Here is a 16,637-nt window from a genome sequence, read left to right on the forward strand (position 1 = left end):
CGGCGATGAAGGCGCGGACCATGATGCGTTCGGTCATGGCGGCACTGCTGCTCGGCACGACCGCCACCGCCTGTGCGAGCACGACGGCGACCACCCCCTCCTCCACCACCGCTCCCCCGCCGGCCACGATCCGCCCGCCGGACCCCGCGAGCGTCGCCGCCAATGAACTCGGTTCGGTGCCGATCCTCATGTACCACCGCGTCGAGAACGATCCGGCGAGCGAATACGACCAGACGCCAGCGAAATTCACCGCCGAGCTCGATCGGCTGTATCGGGAGGGCTACCGGCCCACCACGCTGGCGCACTACATCACCGGCACCATGGATCTGGCCGCGGGCACGCACCCGGTGGTACTCACCTTCGACGATTCCACCACCACCCAGCTCGCCCTGACCGCCACCGGCGATCCAGCCCCAGGCTGTGCGGTGGCGCTGCTCGAGGACTTCGCCACGCAGCACCCGGGTTTCACCGCCACCGCGACCTTCTACGTCAACAACGATCCGTTCGCCGACGATCCTCGCGCACTGCCGTGGCTGGCCCGGCACGGCTACGAGATCGGCGCGCACACCGCCACCCACGCCAACCTCTCGACCCTCGACGCGGCCGGTGTGCAACGCGAATTCGTGCAGAACCTGCGTGCCATCAAAACCGCGGTGCCCGACGCACCCGTCCGCTCGATGGCCCTGCCACTCGGGGTGTACCCCCGCGACCACGCGCTCGCCACCGGCGGCAGCTGGGACGGCACGCCCTACACCTTCGATTCGGTACTGCTGGTCGGCGCGAACCCGGCGTCCTCCCCCTACACGGCAGTGGACCCGGCCGCGATTCCCCGAATCCGCTCCGGCCGCAGCCCCGTCCAGTTCGATTCCACCTACTGGCTCGACTACCTCGCCGCACACCCGGACGAGCGCTACACCTCCGACGGCGACCCCACCCGCATCTCCTTCCCCCGCGCCCTGGCCCCCACCCTGGCCCCGGCCAAGGTGCCCGCGGCCCAGCCCTACTGATTACGTGAAGATCGGGAACCGTTCGCCACCCACCCGATTCGATCATGTGTCACGGTGGAGGGCGTGTCCTGATGTCCACCGGCTATCCCAAGATCACATCGCGCACGCGCTGTTCGGCGGTCTGCTGCTGGTGATCGCCAGCCTGGTGGGCACGTCGATATGGGTGTCCGGCCGGGCATCTGGTCCGACATCCTGTCGCTGACCATGGTGAATGTGCTGGCCAGTTACTTCAGCCAATTCTTGACCGTGTTCACAGCCATCGCCGAGGCCATCCTGCTTTGGCTCCTCATCCGGTATCGCACGCGATACTGTGCAGTGTGAGCGCATTTCGGCACCGCCCTCCCCAGGCCAAGTCGAGAGGAGGGGTCCCGCGCAACGCCGAACTGCTGCTGTGCGTGGCCGCCCTGGCCCTGATCGCCTTCGCCTATCTCGCGATGACGTCGGCCACCGGCACCGGATTCGACGGTGAAAGCTCCCGCACCCTCGGCGTTTTCACGGTGTTCGTGCTGGTCACCCATATCGCGGTGCGGCGCTGGGCGCCCGCCGCCGATCCGGTGCTGCTGCCGTGCGTGGTGCTGCTCAACGGCATCGGGCTGGTGCTCATCGACCGCATCGACCGGGCCGAGATGCAGGCCGCCCGCAATGCCGGCAAGGCCATCCCGTCCTCGGACTCGTCACATCAGCTGATCTGGACCGGGCTGGGCATGCTGCTGTTCGTGGCGGTGCTGATCCTGGTGCCCGACCACACCAAGCCCGCCCGCTACGGCTACACCTGCGGGCTGGCCGGTCTGGTCGCACTGCTCATCCCGGCACTGCTGCCGTCCCGCTTCAGCGAGGTCAACGGCGGTAAGAGCTGGATCCTGTTCAGCGGATTCTCGATTCAGCCCGGTGAGTTCGCCAAGGTGCTGCTGATCATCTTCGTGGCCGCCTACCTGGTCGCCCACCGCGACCTGTTCACCATCGCCGGGAAGAACTTCCTGGGCATGACGCTGCCGCGCCTGCGCGACCTCGCGCCGCTGCTGGGCGTGACGTTCGTATCGGTGATCGTGCTGGTCTACGAGAAGAACCTGGGCTTCTCGCTGCTGGTGTTCGGGACCGTGCTGGCCATGATGTACATCGCCACCGGTCGGGCGTCGTGGCTGCTGATCGGCCTGGGCATGTTCTCGGTCGGCGCGATCATCGCCTACCAGCTGTTCGGGCACGTGCGAGTGCGCGTGCAGGTGTGGCGCGATCCGTTCGCCACCTATTACACGAACGGCTATCAGATCTCGCAGGGCCTGTTCGGCATGGGCACCGGCGGGCTGGCGGGCACCGGATTGGGCAGTGGGCGACCGCAGGACGTGCCGTTCTCCAAGACCGACTTCATCATCTCCACCATCGGCGAGGAACTCGGGCTGATCGGGCTGGCCGCGGTGCTGGCCCTGTTCTCAATCCTGTGTATCCGCGGCTTCAGCGCGGCCCTGACCACCCGCGACGCGTTCGGCAAGCTGCTCGGCGGCGGGCTCGCGTTCTCCATCGGCTGGCAGCTGTTCGTGGTGGTCGGCGGTGTCACCAAGCTGATTCCGCTGACCGGTCTCACCACGCCGTTCATGTCCTACGGCGGTTCCTCGCTGCTGGCCAACTACGTGATCCTGGCCCTGCTGATCCGCATCTCCGCCGACGCCCGCTCGGCCCCGCCACCGCCGAGCCGGCCCATCCCGGTGGTCCCGCCGATCGCCGACGCCATGACCGAACACGTACCGCGCAAACTGCTGCCACGCCGTCGATGACGCGAGTTGTGCTGCCGCACATCGGCAAACGGAGGAAGCTGGGGCGGTGACCTCTTCAAGTACACCCGAAGGCCGGATCGCGCTCGACCATGTCCGGGTCTTCGACGGCCTCCGCCTCACCGAACCCACCACCGTCGTGATCGACGGACCGACCATCGGATCCGACGCCACCGGCGCACGGCATATCGACGGCGGCGGCGCGATCCTGTTGCCCGGCCTCATCGACGCCCATGTGCACCTGGAAGACGGCGACGTGCTGACCCGCTTCGCCGAGCACGGCGTCACCACCGCCCTCGACATGGGCTGCGAGCCCGACGTGGTGGGCCGACTGCGTAATACGCTCGGCGCCACCGATATTCGCAGTGCGAGCCGGGCGGTCGCCGGGCCGGACGGCATGCACGGCAGCTTCCTGGGCGAGACCTGGATCATTCGCGGCGCCGAACAGGCCGAGGCGGTGGTCGCCGACCGCATCGCGCAGGGCGCGGACTACCTCAAGCTGATCATGGAGGCCCCGGGCGACGGCGGACCGGACGCGGACGCCGCCAAAGCCGTTGTGGCGGAGGCGCATGCGCACAATCTGCTGGTGATCGCGCACGCGGCCAGCCCGGGCGGGTACGCCATGGCGCTGGACGCGGGAGCCGATGTCATCACGCACGTGCCGGTGGGAGCGCCGTTGCCGCCGCACGATATCGCGCGCATCGCCGCCGAGAACCGGGTGGTGGTACCGACTCTCGTCATGATGGAGGGCATGGCCGCCGCCCGCGGCTTCGCCGATGCCTTCGCCGCCGCGACCGCCACCATCGGGGCGATGCACGCGGCCGGGATCCCGATCATCGCCGGGACCGACGCCAACGCCAATCCCAATATCCCGGTGAACCCGGTCTTCGGTGCGTCCCTGCACGACGAGCTGGCACTGCTGGTGGCCTCCGGGCTGTCCACCGTGGATGCGCTGAACTCCGCGACAGTCGTGCCCGCCAAGCACTTCGGGCTCACCGACCGCGGTGTGATCGCGCCGGGGCTGCGCGCGGATCTGGTGCTGCTCGACGGTGATCCGATCGCCGATATCGGCGCCACCCGCGCCGTCACCCGGGTCTGGTGCGGCGGCATCGAACATCCAGTCGCCGCCTGAACCCACAGGCAGAAGCGGACCTTCACTGTGCGTGATCGACGCTTCTGCCTCAGGTCAGGTCGTCTCGCGAGAGTAGATCCCTCGCCCTCCGGAAGCCACGACATTCGAACCGCGCGCCATGTGGCATTTCCGGATGGTTGGCGTCCTGTCGGCTCCCGATCTAGGTTCGGCACATGGACACCGTGATCGAGTCTGCTCCCTACACGAAGGACTGCGTCACGTGTGGAATACCGGCCGATGCCACGGTGGTCGAGGTTCTCACAGGTGGCAGACATGAGTGGGACCTCCACGGAACCTGCCAGAACTGTGGAAGTGAGTGGTACGAGTGTGATTTCGGGCCGCCGCCATCGGGCGTTCGCGCAGCGATTCTGGCTGCCAACGGCACCCGCGTGCTCGACCTCGCGGCCGGGAGCACCACACCGGTTACGGTGATGCGCGTGCTGCGCCAGGTTCGGGCGCTCTCGCTTCCACAGGCGCGAGCCATGGCCGATGACCTTGCGCGCATTGGACTTCGAGGGACTCTGGTGGAGATGGAATCTCTGGCACGCCCGCTTCGTGCGGCCGGTGTCGTGGTCAGAATTCGGTCGAGTAGCGCAGACCTCTGAGTTCACGCCTTGTCGATGACTCGGCGCGCATCCCAGAAGTCCGGACGCGTCGCCAGGGTCTCCGTGTGGTGAGTTCGCGGGCGGCGCTTCGTGTTACGGATGTTGGCCCCGGAGGGTAACGATGGCCTTCTCGATGCGCTGTTGGCGCGTTTCGGGTTTCTTCGCGCTCTCGATGGCGTGCACGTGTTCGCGCTTGCGGCTTTGGGCGAGTTTGTCGTACTCGGCGCGGGCGAGGGGTTCCTTGTCCAGGGCGTCGGCGAAGTCCGGGGGTTCGACGATGACGCGCGGCTGGGTATCGAGCTCCACCTCGACCTCGACGTCCTCACCGATCTCGACGCGTGCGGCCTGACGGTTGGCGTTGCTGAGGCCCAGCAGGTAGCGGCCGCGCATGAGGGCGACGCGGCTTCGCCAGGTGTGTCCGTTGATCGTGATCGTCACCGGCGGCCGTGCCCCTTCACCGAGCGCTGCCACCACCTCGGGCGGAACTTCCAATCCCCGCATGGGCTCGGGCGGTTCGACGTGGGATCGAAATTTCACGATGTTCTCCTGTCGGTCTGCCGTCTCCCAGGCTCCGATAGCCGATTCCACTTCATACAGCAGGACCCGTGCCGGGTTCGGGACGGCTGCGGGACCGCTGCCCGACCGTCACAGCGACGGTACGGAGCAAATGCCTGCGCGCACTATCCGTCAGATGCCCTAAGTAGCCGCTGTGGGATTCGAGCGGTCACCAGGGGGAGGTATGGACGGAAGGTGAGGCAGAGGGTGAGCCAGCAGGCTCCGAGCAGCCAGCCCGCGAGCACGTCGGTGGTCCAGTGCACACCCAGGTACAGGCGCGAAACACCCACTGCGAGAGCGAAAACCACCGCGAACGTGATGGCGGCGATCCGGGCTGCCCGCGACAGCACGGGCAGCGCGGCCGCGACCAGCACGCCGATCACGACGGTCGAGCCGAGCGCGTGGCCGGACGGATACGAGTGGTTGGTCTCGGTCACCAGGCGGTAGCCGACCGGTGGCCGGTCGCGGCCGATCATCAGTTTGCCGAAGTAGACCAGCAGCCCCGCGCCGATCGCCGCGGTGGCGATCAGCACCGCCGGCTCCCAGTGCCTGCGCCAGGCCAGCAGGGCGCAGGCCACCAGCGTGTAGATCGCCACCGTGACGGTGTCGCCGAGGGCGCTGACCACCTTCGCGATGGCGGTGAGCGGGCCGGTGCGATGCTCGACGAACCACTGCAACCAGGGCGAATCCGGTCCCACCGGGCCGGAATACCAGGCCACCACGCAGGTGAGGACGAGCATCGCCGCGGCCAGCACGGCGGTAACGAGCACCCCGGCCAGCATCTGGTCGGGGAACCTGATCGGCCGTTTCGTCGTGGTGGCTGCTTCCTGTCGTAGCGGTGAGAACAGCATGACAAAGAGATTGCCACGACGTCGCTGAGAGAACGTTGAGAGCGGTCGTGGCGGCCGTGGCATGCTGGTGCCCGTGCGGGTGCTGGTGGTCGAGGACGAGGTGCGGCTGGCGCAGACGATTCGGCGCGGGCTCGAGCTCGAGGGATTCGTGGTGCAGCTGGCGCACACCGGGGCCGACGGGCTGTGGGCGGCGACCGAGGACAGCTTCGACGTGATCGTGCTGGACATCATGCTGCCGGAACTCAGCGGGTACGAGGTGTTGCGACGGCTGCGGGCGCGGGACGTGGCGACGCCGGTGCTCATGCTGACCGCCAAGGACGGGGACTACGAGCAGGCCGACGCCCTCGATCTGGGCGCGGACGACTATCTGACCAAACCGTTCTCGTTCGTGGTGCTGATCGCGCGGCTGCGGGCGCTGGTGCGGCGGCGCGCGCCGCAGCAGCCGGTGCTGCTGTCGTCGGGTGATCTGGCGCTGGACCCGGCCCGGCGCACGGTGCGGCGCGGGGAGGCCGTGCTGACCCTCACCCCGCGCGAGTTCGGGCTGCTGGAATTCCTGTTGCGGCACAAGGGGTTCGCGCTCACCAAGTCGGAGATCCTGCGCAATGTGTGGGACGCGCACTACGACGGGCCGGAGAACGTGGTCGAGGTCTACGTCGGGTATCTGCGCAAGAAGATCGATGTGCCGTTCGGGCGCACCAGCATCGAGACGCTACGGGGCGTCGGCTATCGGCTGGTCGACCCGGCCGGGACCGGCGAGGGGCAGGTCCAGGACGAATCTGGCTCCGCCCCGGGGTGATTCGCCGATCGTCACCGAACCGGCGTGCGCGCCAGCGATTTCCGCGACGATGGCCAGCCCCAGACCGGATCCGCCGGTGGCGCGGGCCCGATCGGCCTCGAGCCGCACGAAGCGGCCGAAGACCCGCTCGCGGTCGGCGACCGGGATGCCCGGGCCGTCGTCGTCGACCGTGACCAGGGCGCGTTCACCGGCCGCGACCACGGTGACGGACACTTCGGTGCGGGCGTGCGCGGCCGCGTTGTCGACGATATTGCGCAGTGCCCGAGCCAGTTTGGGGCGATCACCGATCACCCGGACCGGATGGATCTCGGTGCGCACGGTGAGTCCGCCGCGGGTGCGCAGCGCGGTCGCCTGTTCGGCGGCGAGGTCGTCGAGATCGACTTCGCCGGTGCGCAATTCGAGACCGTTCTCGTCGGCGGCGGCCAGCGTCAGCAGGTCCTCGATCAGGTACCGCATGCGTTCGGCCTCGGGCAGCAGGGTGTCGCCGATCAGTTCGGCGTCGAGCACCTGCGGCCGGTCCCGGGCCAGTTCCAGTGCGGCGGTGATGGCGGCCAGCGGGCTGCGCAGTTCGTGTGAGGCGTCGCCGACGAAGCGGCGCTGCGCCACGTGCCCGGCTTCGACGCGGGCGAGCATGTCGTTCATGGTCTCGGCCAGGCGCGCGATCTCGTCGCGGGCCACCGGCACCGGCACCCGCTCGGCGAGTCCCGCCGCGCCGATGCCCGCCACCCGGCTGCGGATCTCCTCCACCGAGCGCAGCGATCGGCCCACCAGCAGGTAGGTGGCCAGGGCCGCGGCGGCCACCACCAGCGGTCCACCGAATCCCACCAGCGCGGCCACCCGGGTCACCGCGTGCTCGGCCGATTCGCTGTCCGCGGCGACCAGCACCGTGTAGCGGTCCGGGCCGGCGGTCACCGTGCGCGCGGCCACCCGCAGGTCGTCGTCGTAGCCGGACACGGCCCGCACACCCGACACCCCGTCCTCGACGGTCGCCGGGTCCAGCAGTGGTTGCGGGTTCGAATTCGATTCGCGCACCAGGCCGCCGCGGACGTCGAGCACCTGCACGACGGCGACCTGACCGGAGGCGTCGAACAGCGAAGTGGGCAACTCGGCCACCGTGGTCCGGGTCAGTTCACCGGCGATCGCGTCGGCTCGGGTCGAGGCCGCGGCATCCACCTCGCGCAGCAGTGATCGGTTCAGCAGCGCCAGCAGCGCCCCGGCCGCGATCAGCAGTACCGCGCCGACGGTCAGCGCGGCCGCGATGGCCGAGCGAATCCGCAACCCCCAGCGTGAGGGTCGCGACCAGTCCGGAATGTGTGGCACGCCCCCATCATGGTGGACGCGCCGCAACGGACCGGATCAGACCCGCAGTCGCCGTCGGATTCCCCAGGCGCTGGTCACCACCAGCAGCGGCGCGACGATCAGCACCGGCACGGTGGCCGTGCCGATCATCGGGTGGAGCACGTCCACCACCGGATCGGTGGTCCAGTGAACAACCTTGCGCAGCAACTCGACCCGTTCGGACGGATCCCCCGGTTCCCGCGCCAACCCCTCATACACGGCACCGAACCTACTCCGCTCGCACCGCGACCGTAAGGGTCGGACTCGCCAGGATTCGAACCGTCACTCAGCGCATGCGCAGTGCGCGACGCGCCCGCCGCCGCTGTTCGCCGAGCAGCGGGGCGATCGGGCCCGTGTAGCCGGAGGCGATGAGTTCGACGGTGGCGGTGAAGGATTCGACGAAGCGCTGCGCGGTGGCCGGGTCGAAGCGGGCGGTCGGATACAGGAACGGGCCGGAGACGCCCTGCGGTGCGCCGGTGTGGTCGTAGTGCTCGGTGAGGCCGAATTCCAGATCGTGTTTGGCGCGCACGATGCCGGTGGGCATCTCGACGATGCTCAGGCCGCCCGGCACCACGGGGGCGGGTGGTTCGACGGTGGCGCGCTGCAGGATCAGGGTGGCCTGGAACAGCGGATGGCCCGGATCCTGCGGAAGGCAGCGCTGCAGACGGGGATTCGGGGTGTCGGGGTGCGCGAAGGCGGCCAGCGCGACCCGCCGGACCTGGTCGATCAGGTCGTTCATATCGGTGGCGCGGTCGAGGCGGATGCGCATGAGCACGTCGTCGGCGAGATTGCCGACCAGATCGGCGAGCTGCGGATCGTCACGACCGGACACCGCGGTCGCGACGGTCACGTCGGGCGACTGCGCGAAGGCCGCGAGGCTCACCGCGAACGCGGTCTGCAACACCATGAACAGGCTGGCCCCCGCCTGACGGGCGCGCAACAGCAGCGCCTCGTGCAGGTCGGCGTCGAAGCCGAGCTGGATCATCGCACCGGCGGCGTCGACTCGCGCCGAACACATTCTGCCGTAAGGCAATTCGAGCGGCGCGGGCCGGCCCACGAGGTTGTTGGCCCAGTACCGCAGCTGGGTGCTGGCGGGGCTGCACGGGTCGTCGTAGGCGCCCAGGAATTCGTGCTTCCACAGCGTGTAGTCGATGTAGTCGACCGGCAGCGGCGTGAAGACGGGGGCGCGGCGGGCGCAGCGGGCCAGGTACGCGCCGACCAGATCGCGCATGAGCGGGCCGATCGACTGACCGTCCAGGGAAATGTGGTGCACCACCAGCGCCAGCACCACATCGCGCGCGCCCAGCCGGTAGATGCGCGCGCGGATCGGCAGGTCGGCGGCGAGATCGAAAGCGCGACCGCCGAATTCGGCGATCTTGTCGGTCACCTCACCGGGGAAGCAGTCGACCACCTGGACCTCGACGCGTGCGACGTCGGCATCCATCACCATCTGAACCGGCCCCTCGGCGGTCGCCGGATAGCAGGTGCGCAGCGGCGCGTGGCGACGCACCACATCGTCGATGGCGGCCCGCAGCGCCGAAAGGTTCACCCCTGCGCCACGAATTCGAAACGCACGAGCAACATTCCAGTCAGCGGAGTATCCGGCGGCCGCGGCCTGCCACATCCGCTCCTGTGCGGGGGCCAGCGGGATCCGCGGCGTGCGGGGCATGCGACGCGGTGACGCGGGCTCGGCAACCAGCCGAAGAAGTGCTGCGACGTCAGGACTTCGCCGCCGCTCCGCCGAATCTCTCCAGGCGGCAACCGGCACGGGCATCGACGGCGTCCTTCCAGCTGCCGATCGAAACGCGTACCGCCGACCAGAGATCCGGCAGCAGTGCGGGTCGGCGATCGGCACACCGTAGCAACGGCATGGCAATTCCGCTCGCCGAGAAAGGAGATCGTGATCACGCACAGTGGTCGGTTCAATCGCAAGCCCACAGAATCACCGGCCCCGAGGCCCGTGACCACGGCGAAGACCCACCGATGCCACTGTCCCGGCACATCTCCGCGTCGCCAACGCGCCACCGTCCGAACTGAGCAAACGTCCAGTCTTGTCCGCGTGGCACCCCCCGGTCGATGCCGCTGCCGCGGCCGACGATCCGCAGGTTGCCGGTACCCGCGACAGGCTGTTCCACCTACCCCGCATTCCGGGGCGTCCCGGCTCCGGACAGCACTGCGGCCCCGGAGAGTCCGGGGCCGCAGCGTCTTACTCCGATTGCCGACGGTCAGCGCAGCGTCACCGTGGTGGGCAAGCTCGCGAAGCCGCGGTTGTTGGAGGCGTGGATGCGCTTGGCCCCCGCGAGGTCCACCTCGAAATCGGCGACGCGCGCGTTGATCTCCCGCAACGCCACCCGCAGTTCCAGCAGCGCCAGGTTCGAGCCGAGGCAGTGGTGCCGGCCGCTGCCGAAGACCAAGGATGCGGCGGTGTCGCGGTCGAGGTCGAAGGCGTCCGGGTCGGTGAACACCTCCGGGTCACGGTTGGCGGATCCGGTGAGCAGCAGGATGCGCGCACCCGCCGGAATGTCGGTGTCGTGCAGGGTGATCGGCGCGGTGGTGGTGCGCAACTGGGTCTGGGTGGCCGGATCCCAGCGCATGGCCTCCGCGATCCAATCGTCGACGCGGCCGTCGAGGGCCTGCTGTCGCTGCTTCGGATGCTGGGCGGCCGCGTTCCAGGCATTGCCGAAGGTCAGCATGCTGGTCTCGATGCCCGCGCCGACGAGCAGGATCAGCACACCGACGATCTCCTCGGGGGTGAGGCGGTCGTCGCCGTCGGCGGCGTCGAGCAGTCCGGACAGCAGATCGTCGCGGCGCTCCTTGCTGCGTTCGATGGTGAGCTCGGTGTAGTAGCCGACCAGTGCGCCGATGGCGGCCATGGCCTCCGGGCGCAGATCGGTCGACTCCTCCTCGGTGTACATGATCTCCATGCCGAGCTTGCGCAGCATCTCGCGATCGCTCTCGGGCACGCCGACCAGTTCGGAGATCACGTCGGTCGGGAAGGGCCCGGCGAAATCGGCCATCAGGTCGAAGCTGCCGCGCTCGAGCAGCGGTTCCAGCAGGCCGCGCGCGATCTCGGTCAGTCGCGGTTCGAGGGCCTGCACCCGGTGCGCGGTGAACGCGCGGGTGACCAGGCCGCGCAGCCGGGTGTGCTTGGGCGGATCCATCGCGACGAAGGAGAAGAAGTGCTCGGCCTGCGGGCCCCAGAAGGCCGGTTCCATCCGCAGCCCGTTGACGCTGGAGTAGCGATCGGAGTCACGCAGGGCGGACAGCACGTCGGCGTGGCGGGAGAAGGCCCAGAAGTCGTCGGTCTCGTTCCGATAGATCGGGGCCTCGCTACGCAACCTGGCATAGTAGGGATACGGATCGGCATGGACATCGAAATCGTAGGGGCTGTAGCGCAACTGCATGACGAACCTTCCGGCGGTGCCGCGGAGTCCGGGCAGAAATTGCCGCTACCGGTCCGCAACTCGAGCTGACATGATCAGACAGTAGCCGAAAAGCATTGGGAGCGTTGTGAACTCGGATTCAGCCGCCGATCGCGTCGACACCACCAAACCGCATCCGGCCCGCCGGTACGACTACTGGCTGGGTGGCAAGGACAATTTCGCGGCCGATCGCGAGTCCGCGGACGCGGTCGCGGAGGCGTTTCCGACGGTACGCCTGGCAGCCGTGGAGAACCGCAACTTCCTGCGCCGGGTCACCCGCTATCTGGCCGCCGAGGCCGGGATCCGGCAGTTCCTCGATATCGGCACCGGCCTGCCGACCGCGGGCAACGTGCACGAGATCGCGCAGGGCATCGCCCCGCAATCGCGGATCGTCTACGTGGACAACGACCCCATCGTGCTGGTCCACGCCCGGCACCTGCTCGACAGCTCCCCCGAGGGCGCGACCGCCTACCTGGACGCCGACCTGCGCCGCCCCGCCGAAATACTCAGCCACCCCGATCTGCTGGCCACCCTGGACCTTTCGCAGCCGGTCGCGCTCATGGTGGTCGCCGTCATGCACTTCATGACCGACGAGCAGCAGCCCTACGAATTGCTACGCACCCTGATCGAACCCCTCGCCCCCGGCAGCTACCTGGTGATGTCGCACGCCACCAGCGACCACCTCGACGAGGACGAGCTGGCGCGCTCCTCGGAGGCGAACCAGCGCAGCGGGGTGCCGTTCCAATTGCGTTCCAGCGCCGAGTTCGCGAAATTCTTCGACGGTCTCACCCTGGTGCCGCCGGGGATCACCGCGGTCACCACCTGGCGGCCGGAGGAATACCGCCCGCATCCCCGCCCCGAAGCAGTGTCCATGCTCGGCGCGGTGGCCCGCATTCCCTGACCGGACCCGGACATGCGGGAGTGGGCCGCGAGAATTCATCGCGACCCACCCGCTTCCCGCCAAGTCAGAGTCGGCCGATGTCTTTCAGTACTCGTCGCGCCTGTGCGAAGAGCATGCCGACATTCACCGTTTTGCGGCACACCACCACGATCACCACGTCGTCACGACTCTCGGTGCGAATGAACAGGTGGGTGAGATTGTCGCTGTTGACCAGAATCTCCTGGAAATAGTGGCTGTCCTGGATGATTCCGCGCCGTTCCTTCCAAATGCTCTCGATCATCACCACATTGCGGCCCTGGAACAGGTCGAGGGTGGCCGCGGCGAGCAGGTCGAGGACCTCCTGTGGATGGTTGTCCACGGTCTCGACGGCCAGCAGCATTCCGGTCTCCATGTCGATGGCCCCGGCGGCGATGCATTCGGGAACCTCCGAGCGCAGCACCTTGACCAGCGTCGTGATCTTGTCCGTCAGGCTGCCCGGACTACTGGAGGCGCTCGTTGTGTTCATGATGTCCTTTCCGGTTTCCGCGGGGTGACGGCTCGCTGGCCGCGCTGCTGCGGCTGCGGTGGCCGCGGCGGGAGGGTGTCGTTGATGCCGCTGGCACCGCGACGACGGCGCGGCAGCAGCGAGCGGCCGCCGCTCGCGGGCGCGGACTCGGTCGCGGCGGGCCGTTCGGGTTCGATGGGCGCGATGGCGAGCAGATCGTCGTCGAGCATCCGGACCACCTCGACGGTCACCGCATACAGGCTGCGGGACAACAGCATCGAGATATCGCGGCAACTGCGGCGGCCGTCGGCCCACAGCAGGATCTCACCGCGCTGACCGGTGCCGGGCGTGCTGAGCAGCACCCGGCCGCGCTCGGTGAGCAGCAGATTGTTGCGGTGCGGGGAGATGCGACCGTGCGCCAGCGCGCAGAGCCGCCGCTCGACTTCCAGGAGTAGCCACCAGGACTCGACGCCGGGCACTGGCGGCATCGAATCCTGGGGCACACTGGATTCGGCGGGCAGGGTCTGCCATTGGCAGCCGCCGATCCAGCCGGACGCGATGGCGAAGGCGCCGTCCACTGCCGACATCAACGCCACCACGTTCAAATCCGCTACTCCGGTGGAGATGCGCCCGGGGCGCGAGAGCAGTTCTCGCACACCGGGCGCACCGGGCGAGGCCACGGCGACCACCAGCCCGTGGACGACGTGCAGATCCCCGCCCGGCTCTCCGGTTACCCGCAGCACGCCGGTATGCGCGCCCGCGGCGGCGTGTGCCAGTTCCCGCACCAGTTCCCGGGCCGATCCCCGACCGAGCGCCTGCAATTGCCAGGGTGCGGTGACAGCTGCGGCGCTCATGAGCGAACTCCTGGGAATAGGCATGACGGAATACGGCCGTTGGCCGCCGAGAATCGAAAAGCACACGCCTGGTTGAGATTTCGAGAGTGAACGCTTCGAACCCGTTCACCGCTCGTAGACGATCCTGTCAGCCCAGCAGTTTTGGAGCAATGAAGTCCGGTGAATTGATTACCTAAGTCCCTAACCGGCCGGTGGGTTGCGGCGACCCATGGGGGCTCACCTGCGCAAACGATCCGCAACAGGCGTACGGGCGGCGTCAAGTCAGGTTGATCGTCCCGGTTGCGGAAATACTCTGGGGCACAATATGAACCGCCCGGTCGAATTGTTTTGTCCCATTCGTATTCACCGCTCGCGATTCACGACGGATTCCGCGAGGGCCAGCAGATCGCCGGTTCGCGGGCCCGCCACCATGGCTGCCGCCGCCCGCACGTGGCGCACGGATTCCGCTTGCGCCCAGGCTTTTCCGCCCGCGCGCTCGATCAGCTGGGCCGCGTGGGCGGCGGTCGCCTGGTCCATCGGACGGTCGGCCGCGTAGATCTCGGCGAACTCCCGTCCGGCCGGAGTCGGCGAGTTCAGCGCGGCGACCACCGGCAGAGTGTGCTTGCGCCGCAAGAGATCCGACCCGACCGGTCGGGTCGGCCGGGCCGGATCACCCCAGATGCCGCGCATGTCGTGCACGATCCGGCAGGCGATGCCCACCTCCCGCCCGAATCGGTCCATCGCGGCCACCACCTCCGACGGGGCACCCGCGCACAGCGCGCCCACCGCGCACGCACAGCCCAGCAGCGCGGCGCTCTTGTGCCGCAACACCTCCAGGCAACCGTCGAGTGTGAAATCCAGCCCGTCCTCGGAGGCCAGATCGTGATGCTGCCCCAGGCACAGCTCGATGACCGCGTCCTCGAGCCGCGCCACCGCGCTCAGCGCCGCGCGCGGCCCGTCGCACAGCGTCCACAGCGCCAGGCTGTGCAGCGCGTCCCCCGCCAGCACCGCGTCGTCGACGCCCCACACCCGCCACAGCGCCGGACGGCCGTGCCGCACCAGGTCGCCGAGCATCACATCGTCGTGGATGAGGGTGAAGTTGTGCACCAACTCCACCGCGGCCGCCGCGTGTGTCGCCCCCTCCGCCGGGCAGCCCGCCGCCTCCGCCGCCGCGATCACCAGCGCGGGTCCCAGTCCCCGCCCGGACAGCGTGCTGCCGCTGCCCGCCTCGCACCAGCCGAGGTGATAGGCGGCCATGGACCGCAGGTCACCGGGGAGCGTGTCGACGGCGGTGCGCATGATGGGCGCGGTCAGGATGCGGGCCCGGGACAGCAAACTCGTTGCGCGCGTGCCGTTTCCGGATTCCCGGCCGCGGCGGCCGTCCTCGGGGAGGAACGCGGACCCTGCCGCTGTCGACGCACTCATGGCAACCTCCGGGGGTCGGGATTCGAGATCGTCACTGCGGCAACGTGATCAGCGTCACAATCATGGTAGAGGGCGGGCGGCGTCTCGCCAACACCCCGCAATCCTCGCCGACCGACCGGTACCTCCCGGACCGGTCGATTCGCCCGCGCTCGCGATAGCCTGGGCGCTGCCCCGTCACCCACTCCAGGAGAGGCCCCACCATGCCGAATCCCGATGCCGACCGCGACTCGATCCTGCGCCGATTGAGTTCCCGCGGCAGCGTGCGGGTGATCGTGGCCGGTGGCGGCACGGGTGGGCACACCTATCCGGCGGTGGCCGCCGTCCGGGCGCTGCGCGATCTGGTGGCGGCCAGCGGCGCCACCGCGGAGGTGCTGTGGGTCGGCACGCCCGATAGTCTCGAGCAGCGGGTGGCCAGCGAGAACGACATCGAGTTCACCGGTATCAAGGCGGGAAAGCTGCGGCGCGACCGCAATCCGCTCAAAATGCTCAATGCGGACAATGCTCGCGATGCCTTCCGGGTGCCGGTGAGCGTGCTCGCCGCCCAGGGCGTGGTCCGCCGCTTCCGACCGGACGCGGTGCTGTGCACCGGCGGCTACGTCTGCGCGCCGATCGGCATGGCCGCCGCGCTGCGACGCCGACCGCTGGTCATCCACGAGCAGACCACCGGAATCGGCAAGGCCAATCAGCTGCTGGCGCGGATGGCCGACCGCATCGCGCTGAGCTCCGAGGCCTCGCTGCCCCTGCTGCCCGCGAAGGTCCGGGGCCGAGCCGTGGTCACCGGCAATCCGATTCGCCCCGCGCTGGTGTCCGGCGACCCGGCCGCCGCGGTCAAGGCCCTGGACTGGGACGGCTATACCCCTGAACTGCCGACGCTCTACATCACCGGCGGCGCGCAGGGCGCGGTACAGATCAACGATCTGATCCGCGAGCTGCTGCCCGCACTCCTGGACTCCGCCAACGTGATTCACCAGTGCGGCCGCCGCTCCTACGAGCAGGTCCGCGAGTTCGCCACCACGCTGCCCGAGGCGGTGCGCGGCCGATATCTGGTGCGCGAGTTCATCGGTCCCGAGATCGCCGATGTGCTGGCCCTGGCCGATGTGGTGCTTTCCCGTTCCGGCGCAGGCACTCTCGCCGAACTGACCACCCTCGGTAAGCCGTCGGTGCTGATCCCGTACCCGCATTCGGTGGGAGGCGAACAGATTCGCAATGCCCGCATCCTCGCGGAGCACAATGCGGCCCGCGCCCTGATCGGCGACGACGCCACCGCCGCCAATCTGCGGGCCGCGCTCACCGAGCTGCTCACCGAATCCGATTCCCGTGCAGCGGTTTCCGCCGCGGCCCGGGCGCTGGGCCATCCGCAGGCGGCCGAAGACCTGGCGCTGACGGTGCTGGATCTCGCGACCCGCTGACCGACACGACTCATCCCGAGCCTACCGTCGGGACCGGTGCGGACACCGGTGATGTTTATGACCCACGGGAACCGTCAAGTACGGGTAAAGTCGGGGATGTCAGCAAGTTCTCG

17 protein-coding genes are annotated in these 16,637 nt (G+C 68.8%); 7 read left to right on the forward strand and 10 right to left on the reverse strand.

Annotated features, from left to right (window positions below):
- Positions 1 to 5 precede the first annotated feature (5 nt).
- From OG300_RS22310 to OG300_RS22325, 4 genes are all read left to right on the forward strand, one after another.
- Complete coding sequence (locus tag OG300_RS22310; protein WP_405484558.1) at positions 6 to 1,007, forward strand: polysaccharide deacetylase family protein; 1,002 nt, start codon at positions 6 to 8, stop codon at positions 1,005 to 1,007.
- Positions 1,008 to 1,324: 317 nt separating this feature from the next.
- On the forward strand, positions 1,325 to 2,776 hold the full coding sequence (locus OG300_RS22315; protein WP_405484560.1) for an FtsW/RodA/SpoVE family cell cycle protein: 1,452 nt from the start codon (positions 1,325 to 1,327) through the stop codon (positions 2,774 to 2,776).
- A gap of 46 nt (positions 2,777 to 2,822) precedes the next feature.
- The gene (locus tag OG300_RS22320; RefSeq protein WP_405484562.1) at positions 2,823 to 3,905 is read left to right on the forward strand and encodes an amidohydrolase family protein; all 1,083 of its coding nucleotides are present in this window, start codon (positions 2,823 to 2,825) and stop codon (positions 3,903 to 3,905) included.
- Positions 3,906 to 4,078: 173 nt separating this feature from the next.
- Positions 4,079 to 4,510: a hypothetical protein gene (locus OG300_RS22325; RefSeq protein ID WP_405484564.1), complete on the forward strand. Its 432-nt coding sequence runs from the start codon at positions 4,079 to 4,081 to the stop codon at positions 4,508 to 4,510.
- Positions 4,511 to 4,603: 93 nt separating this feature from the next.
- Here the strand turns inward: OG300_RS22325 and OG300_RS22330 are convergent, their stop codons facing one another.
- Both OG300_RS22330 and OG300_RS22335 read right to left on the reverse strand, forming a co-directional pair.
- On the reverse strand, positions 4,604 to 5,047 hold the full coding sequence (locus OG300_RS22330; RefSeq protein WP_405484566.1) for a YdeI/OmpD-associated family protein: 444 nt from the start codon (positions 5,045 to 5,047) through the stop codon (positions 4,604 to 4,606).
- A gap of 143 nt (positions 5,048 to 5,190) precedes the next feature.
- On the reverse strand, positions 5,191 to 5,916 hold the full coding sequence (locus tag OG300_RS22335) for a phosphatase PAP2 family protein (protein ID WP_405484568.1): 726 nt from the start codon (positions 5,914 to 5,916) through the stop codon (positions 5,191 to 5,193).
- Positions 5,917 to 5,989: 73 nt separating this feature from the next.
- Here OG300_RS22335 and OG300_RS22340 point away from each other — a divergent pair, with 73 nt between their 5' ends.
- Positions 5,990 to 6,712, forward strand: a complete 723-nt coding sequence (locus OG300_RS22340; protein WP_405498631.1) for a response regulator transcription factor — start codon at positions 5,990 to 5,992, stop codon at positions 6,710 to 6,712.
- Here the strand turns inward: OG300_RS22340 and OG300_RS22345 are convergent.
- From OG300_RS22345 to OG300_RS22365, 5 genes are all read right to left on the reverse strand, one after another.
- Positions 6,626 to 8,032, reverse strand: a complete 1,407-nt coding sequence (locus tag OG300_RS22345) for a sensor histidine kinase (RefSeq protein WP_405484570.1) — start codon at positions 8,030 to 8,032, stop codon at positions 6,626 to 6,628. The genes OG300_RS22340 and OG300_RS22345 overlap by 87 nt on opposite strands.
- Positions 8,033 to 8,068: 36 nt before the next feature.
- The gene (locus tag OG300_RS22350; protein ID WP_405484572.1) at positions 8,069 to 8,269 is read right to left on the reverse strand and encodes a hypothetical protein; all 201 of its coding nucleotides are present in this window, start codon (positions 8,267 to 8,269) and stop codon (positions 8,069 to 8,071) included.
- Between the two features lie 67 nt (positions 8,270 to 8,336).
- A complete protein-coding gene (locus OG300_RS22355) occupies positions 8,337 to 9,719 on the reverse strand; it encodes a condensation domain-containing protein (RefSeq protein ID WP_405484574.1) in 1,383 nt (460 codons plus the stop codon).
- A gap of 49 nt (positions 9,720 to 9,768) precedes the next feature.
- Positions 9,769 to 9,921: a hypothetical protein gene (locus tag OG300_RS22360; RefSeq protein WP_405484576.1), complete on the reverse strand. Its 153-nt coding sequence runs from the start codon at positions 9,919 to 9,921 to the stop codon at positions 9,769 to 9,771.
- A gap of 354 nt (positions 9,922 to 10,275) precedes the next feature.
- Positions 10,276 to 11,454, reverse strand: a complete 1,179-nt coding sequence (locus OG300_RS22365) for a cytochrome P450 (RefSeq protein ID WP_405484578.1) — start codon at positions 11,452 to 11,454, stop codon at positions 10,276 to 10,278.
- Between the two features lie 106 nt (positions 11,455 to 11,560).
- Between OG300_RS22365 and OG300_RS22370 the strand changes: the two genes are divergently transcribed.
- Positions 11,561 to 12,373 (forward strand): SAM-dependent methyltransferase, encoded by an 813-nt coding sequence (locus OG300_RS22370; RefSeq protein WP_405484580.1) that lies wholly within the window; start codon positions 11,561 to 11,563, stop codon positions 12,371 to 12,373.
- A 64-nt stretch (positions 12,374 to 12,437) separates the two neighbouring features.
- Here the strand turns inward: OG300_RS22370 and OG300_RS22375 are convergent, their stop codons facing one another.
- From OG300_RS22375 to OG300_RS22385, 3 genes are all read right to left on the reverse strand, one after another.
- On the reverse strand, positions 12,438 to 12,878 hold the full coding sequence (locus tag OG300_RS22375) for a hypothetical protein (protein WP_405484582.1): 441 nt from the start codon (positions 12,876 to 12,878) through the stop codon (positions 12,438 to 12,440).
- Positions 12,875 to 13,711: a hypothetical protein gene (locus tag OG300_RS22380; protein WP_405484584.1), complete on the reverse strand. Its 837-nt coding sequence runs from the start codon at positions 13,709 to 13,711 to the stop codon at positions 12,875 to 12,877. Before OG300_RS22380 ends, OG300_RS22375 begins: the two co-directional genes overlap by 4 nt.
- A 342-nt stretch (positions 13,712 to 14,053) precedes the next feature.
- Entirely contained in the window at positions 14,054 to 15,115 is a 1,062-nt protein-coding gene (locus OG300_RS22385; protein WP_405484586.1) for a polyprenyl synthetase family protein, read from the reverse strand.
- A 200-nt stretch (positions 15,116 to 15,315) separates the two neighbouring features.
- On the opposite strand from OG300_RS22385, the gene OG300_RS22390 reads away from it, so the two are divergent.
- Positions 15,316 to 16,524, forward strand: coding sequence for a UDP-N-acetylglucosamine--N-acetylmuramyl-(pentapeptide) pyrophosphoryl-undecaprenol N-acetylglucosamine transferase (locus OG300_RS22390; RefSeq protein ID WP_405484588.1), 1,209 nt, complete (start codon positions 15,316 to 15,318; stop codon positions 16,522 to 16,524).
- Positions 16,525 to 16,637 lie beyond the last annotated feature (113 nt).

This window comes from Nocardia sp. NBC_00511 (assembly GCF_045161165.1).
GTDB lineage: Bacteria > Actinomycetota > Actinomycetes > Mycobacteriales > Mycobacteriaceae > Nocardia.

What these genes read in the sequence shown, in the direction of transcription:
- OG300_RS22365 (WP_405484578.1), bottom strand. Translation starts at nt 11,454, where the DNA reads ATGCAGTTGCGCTACAGCCCCTACGATTTCGATGTCCATGCCGATCCG.
- OG300_RS22375 (WP_405484582.1), bottom strand. Translation starts at nt 12,878, where the DNA reads ATGAACACAACGAGCGCCTCCAGTAGTCCGGGCAGCCTGACGGACAAG.
- OG300_RS22385 (WP_405484586.1), bottom strand. Translation starts at nt 15,115, where the DNA reads ATGAGTGCGTCGACAGCGGCAGGGTCCGCGTTCCTCCCCGAGGACGGC.
- OG300_RS22325 (WP_405484564.1), top strand. Translation starts at nt 4,079, where the DNA reads ATGGACACCGTGATCGAGTCTGCTCCCTACACGAAGGACTGCGTCACG.
- OG300_RS22390 (WP_405484588.1), top strand. Translation starts at nt 15,316, where the DNA reads ATGCCGAATCCCGATGCCGACCGCGACTCGATCCTGCGCCGATTGAGT.
- OG300_RS22335 (WP_405484568.1), bottom strand. Translation starts at nt 5,916, where the DNA reads ATGCTGTTCTCACCGCTACGACAGGAAGCAGCCACCACGACGAAACGG.
- OG300_RS22310 (WP_405484558.1), top strand. Translation starts at nt 6, where the DNA reads ATGAAGGCGCGGACCATGATGCGTTCGGTCATGGCGGCACTGCTGCTC.
- OG300_RS22380 (WP_405484584.1), bottom strand. Translation starts at nt 13,711, where the DNA reads ATGAGCGCCGCAGCTGTCACCGCACCCTGGCAATTGCAGGCGCTCGGT.
- OG300_RS22360 (WP_405484576.1), bottom strand. Translation starts at nt 9,921, where the DNA reads ATGCCGTTGCTACGGTGTGCCGATCGCCGACCCGCACTGCTGCCGGAT.
- OG300_RS22355 (WP_405484574.1), bottom strand. Translation starts at nt 9,719, where the DNA reads ATGCCCCGCACGCCGCGGATCCCGCTGGCCCCCGCACAGGAGCGGATG.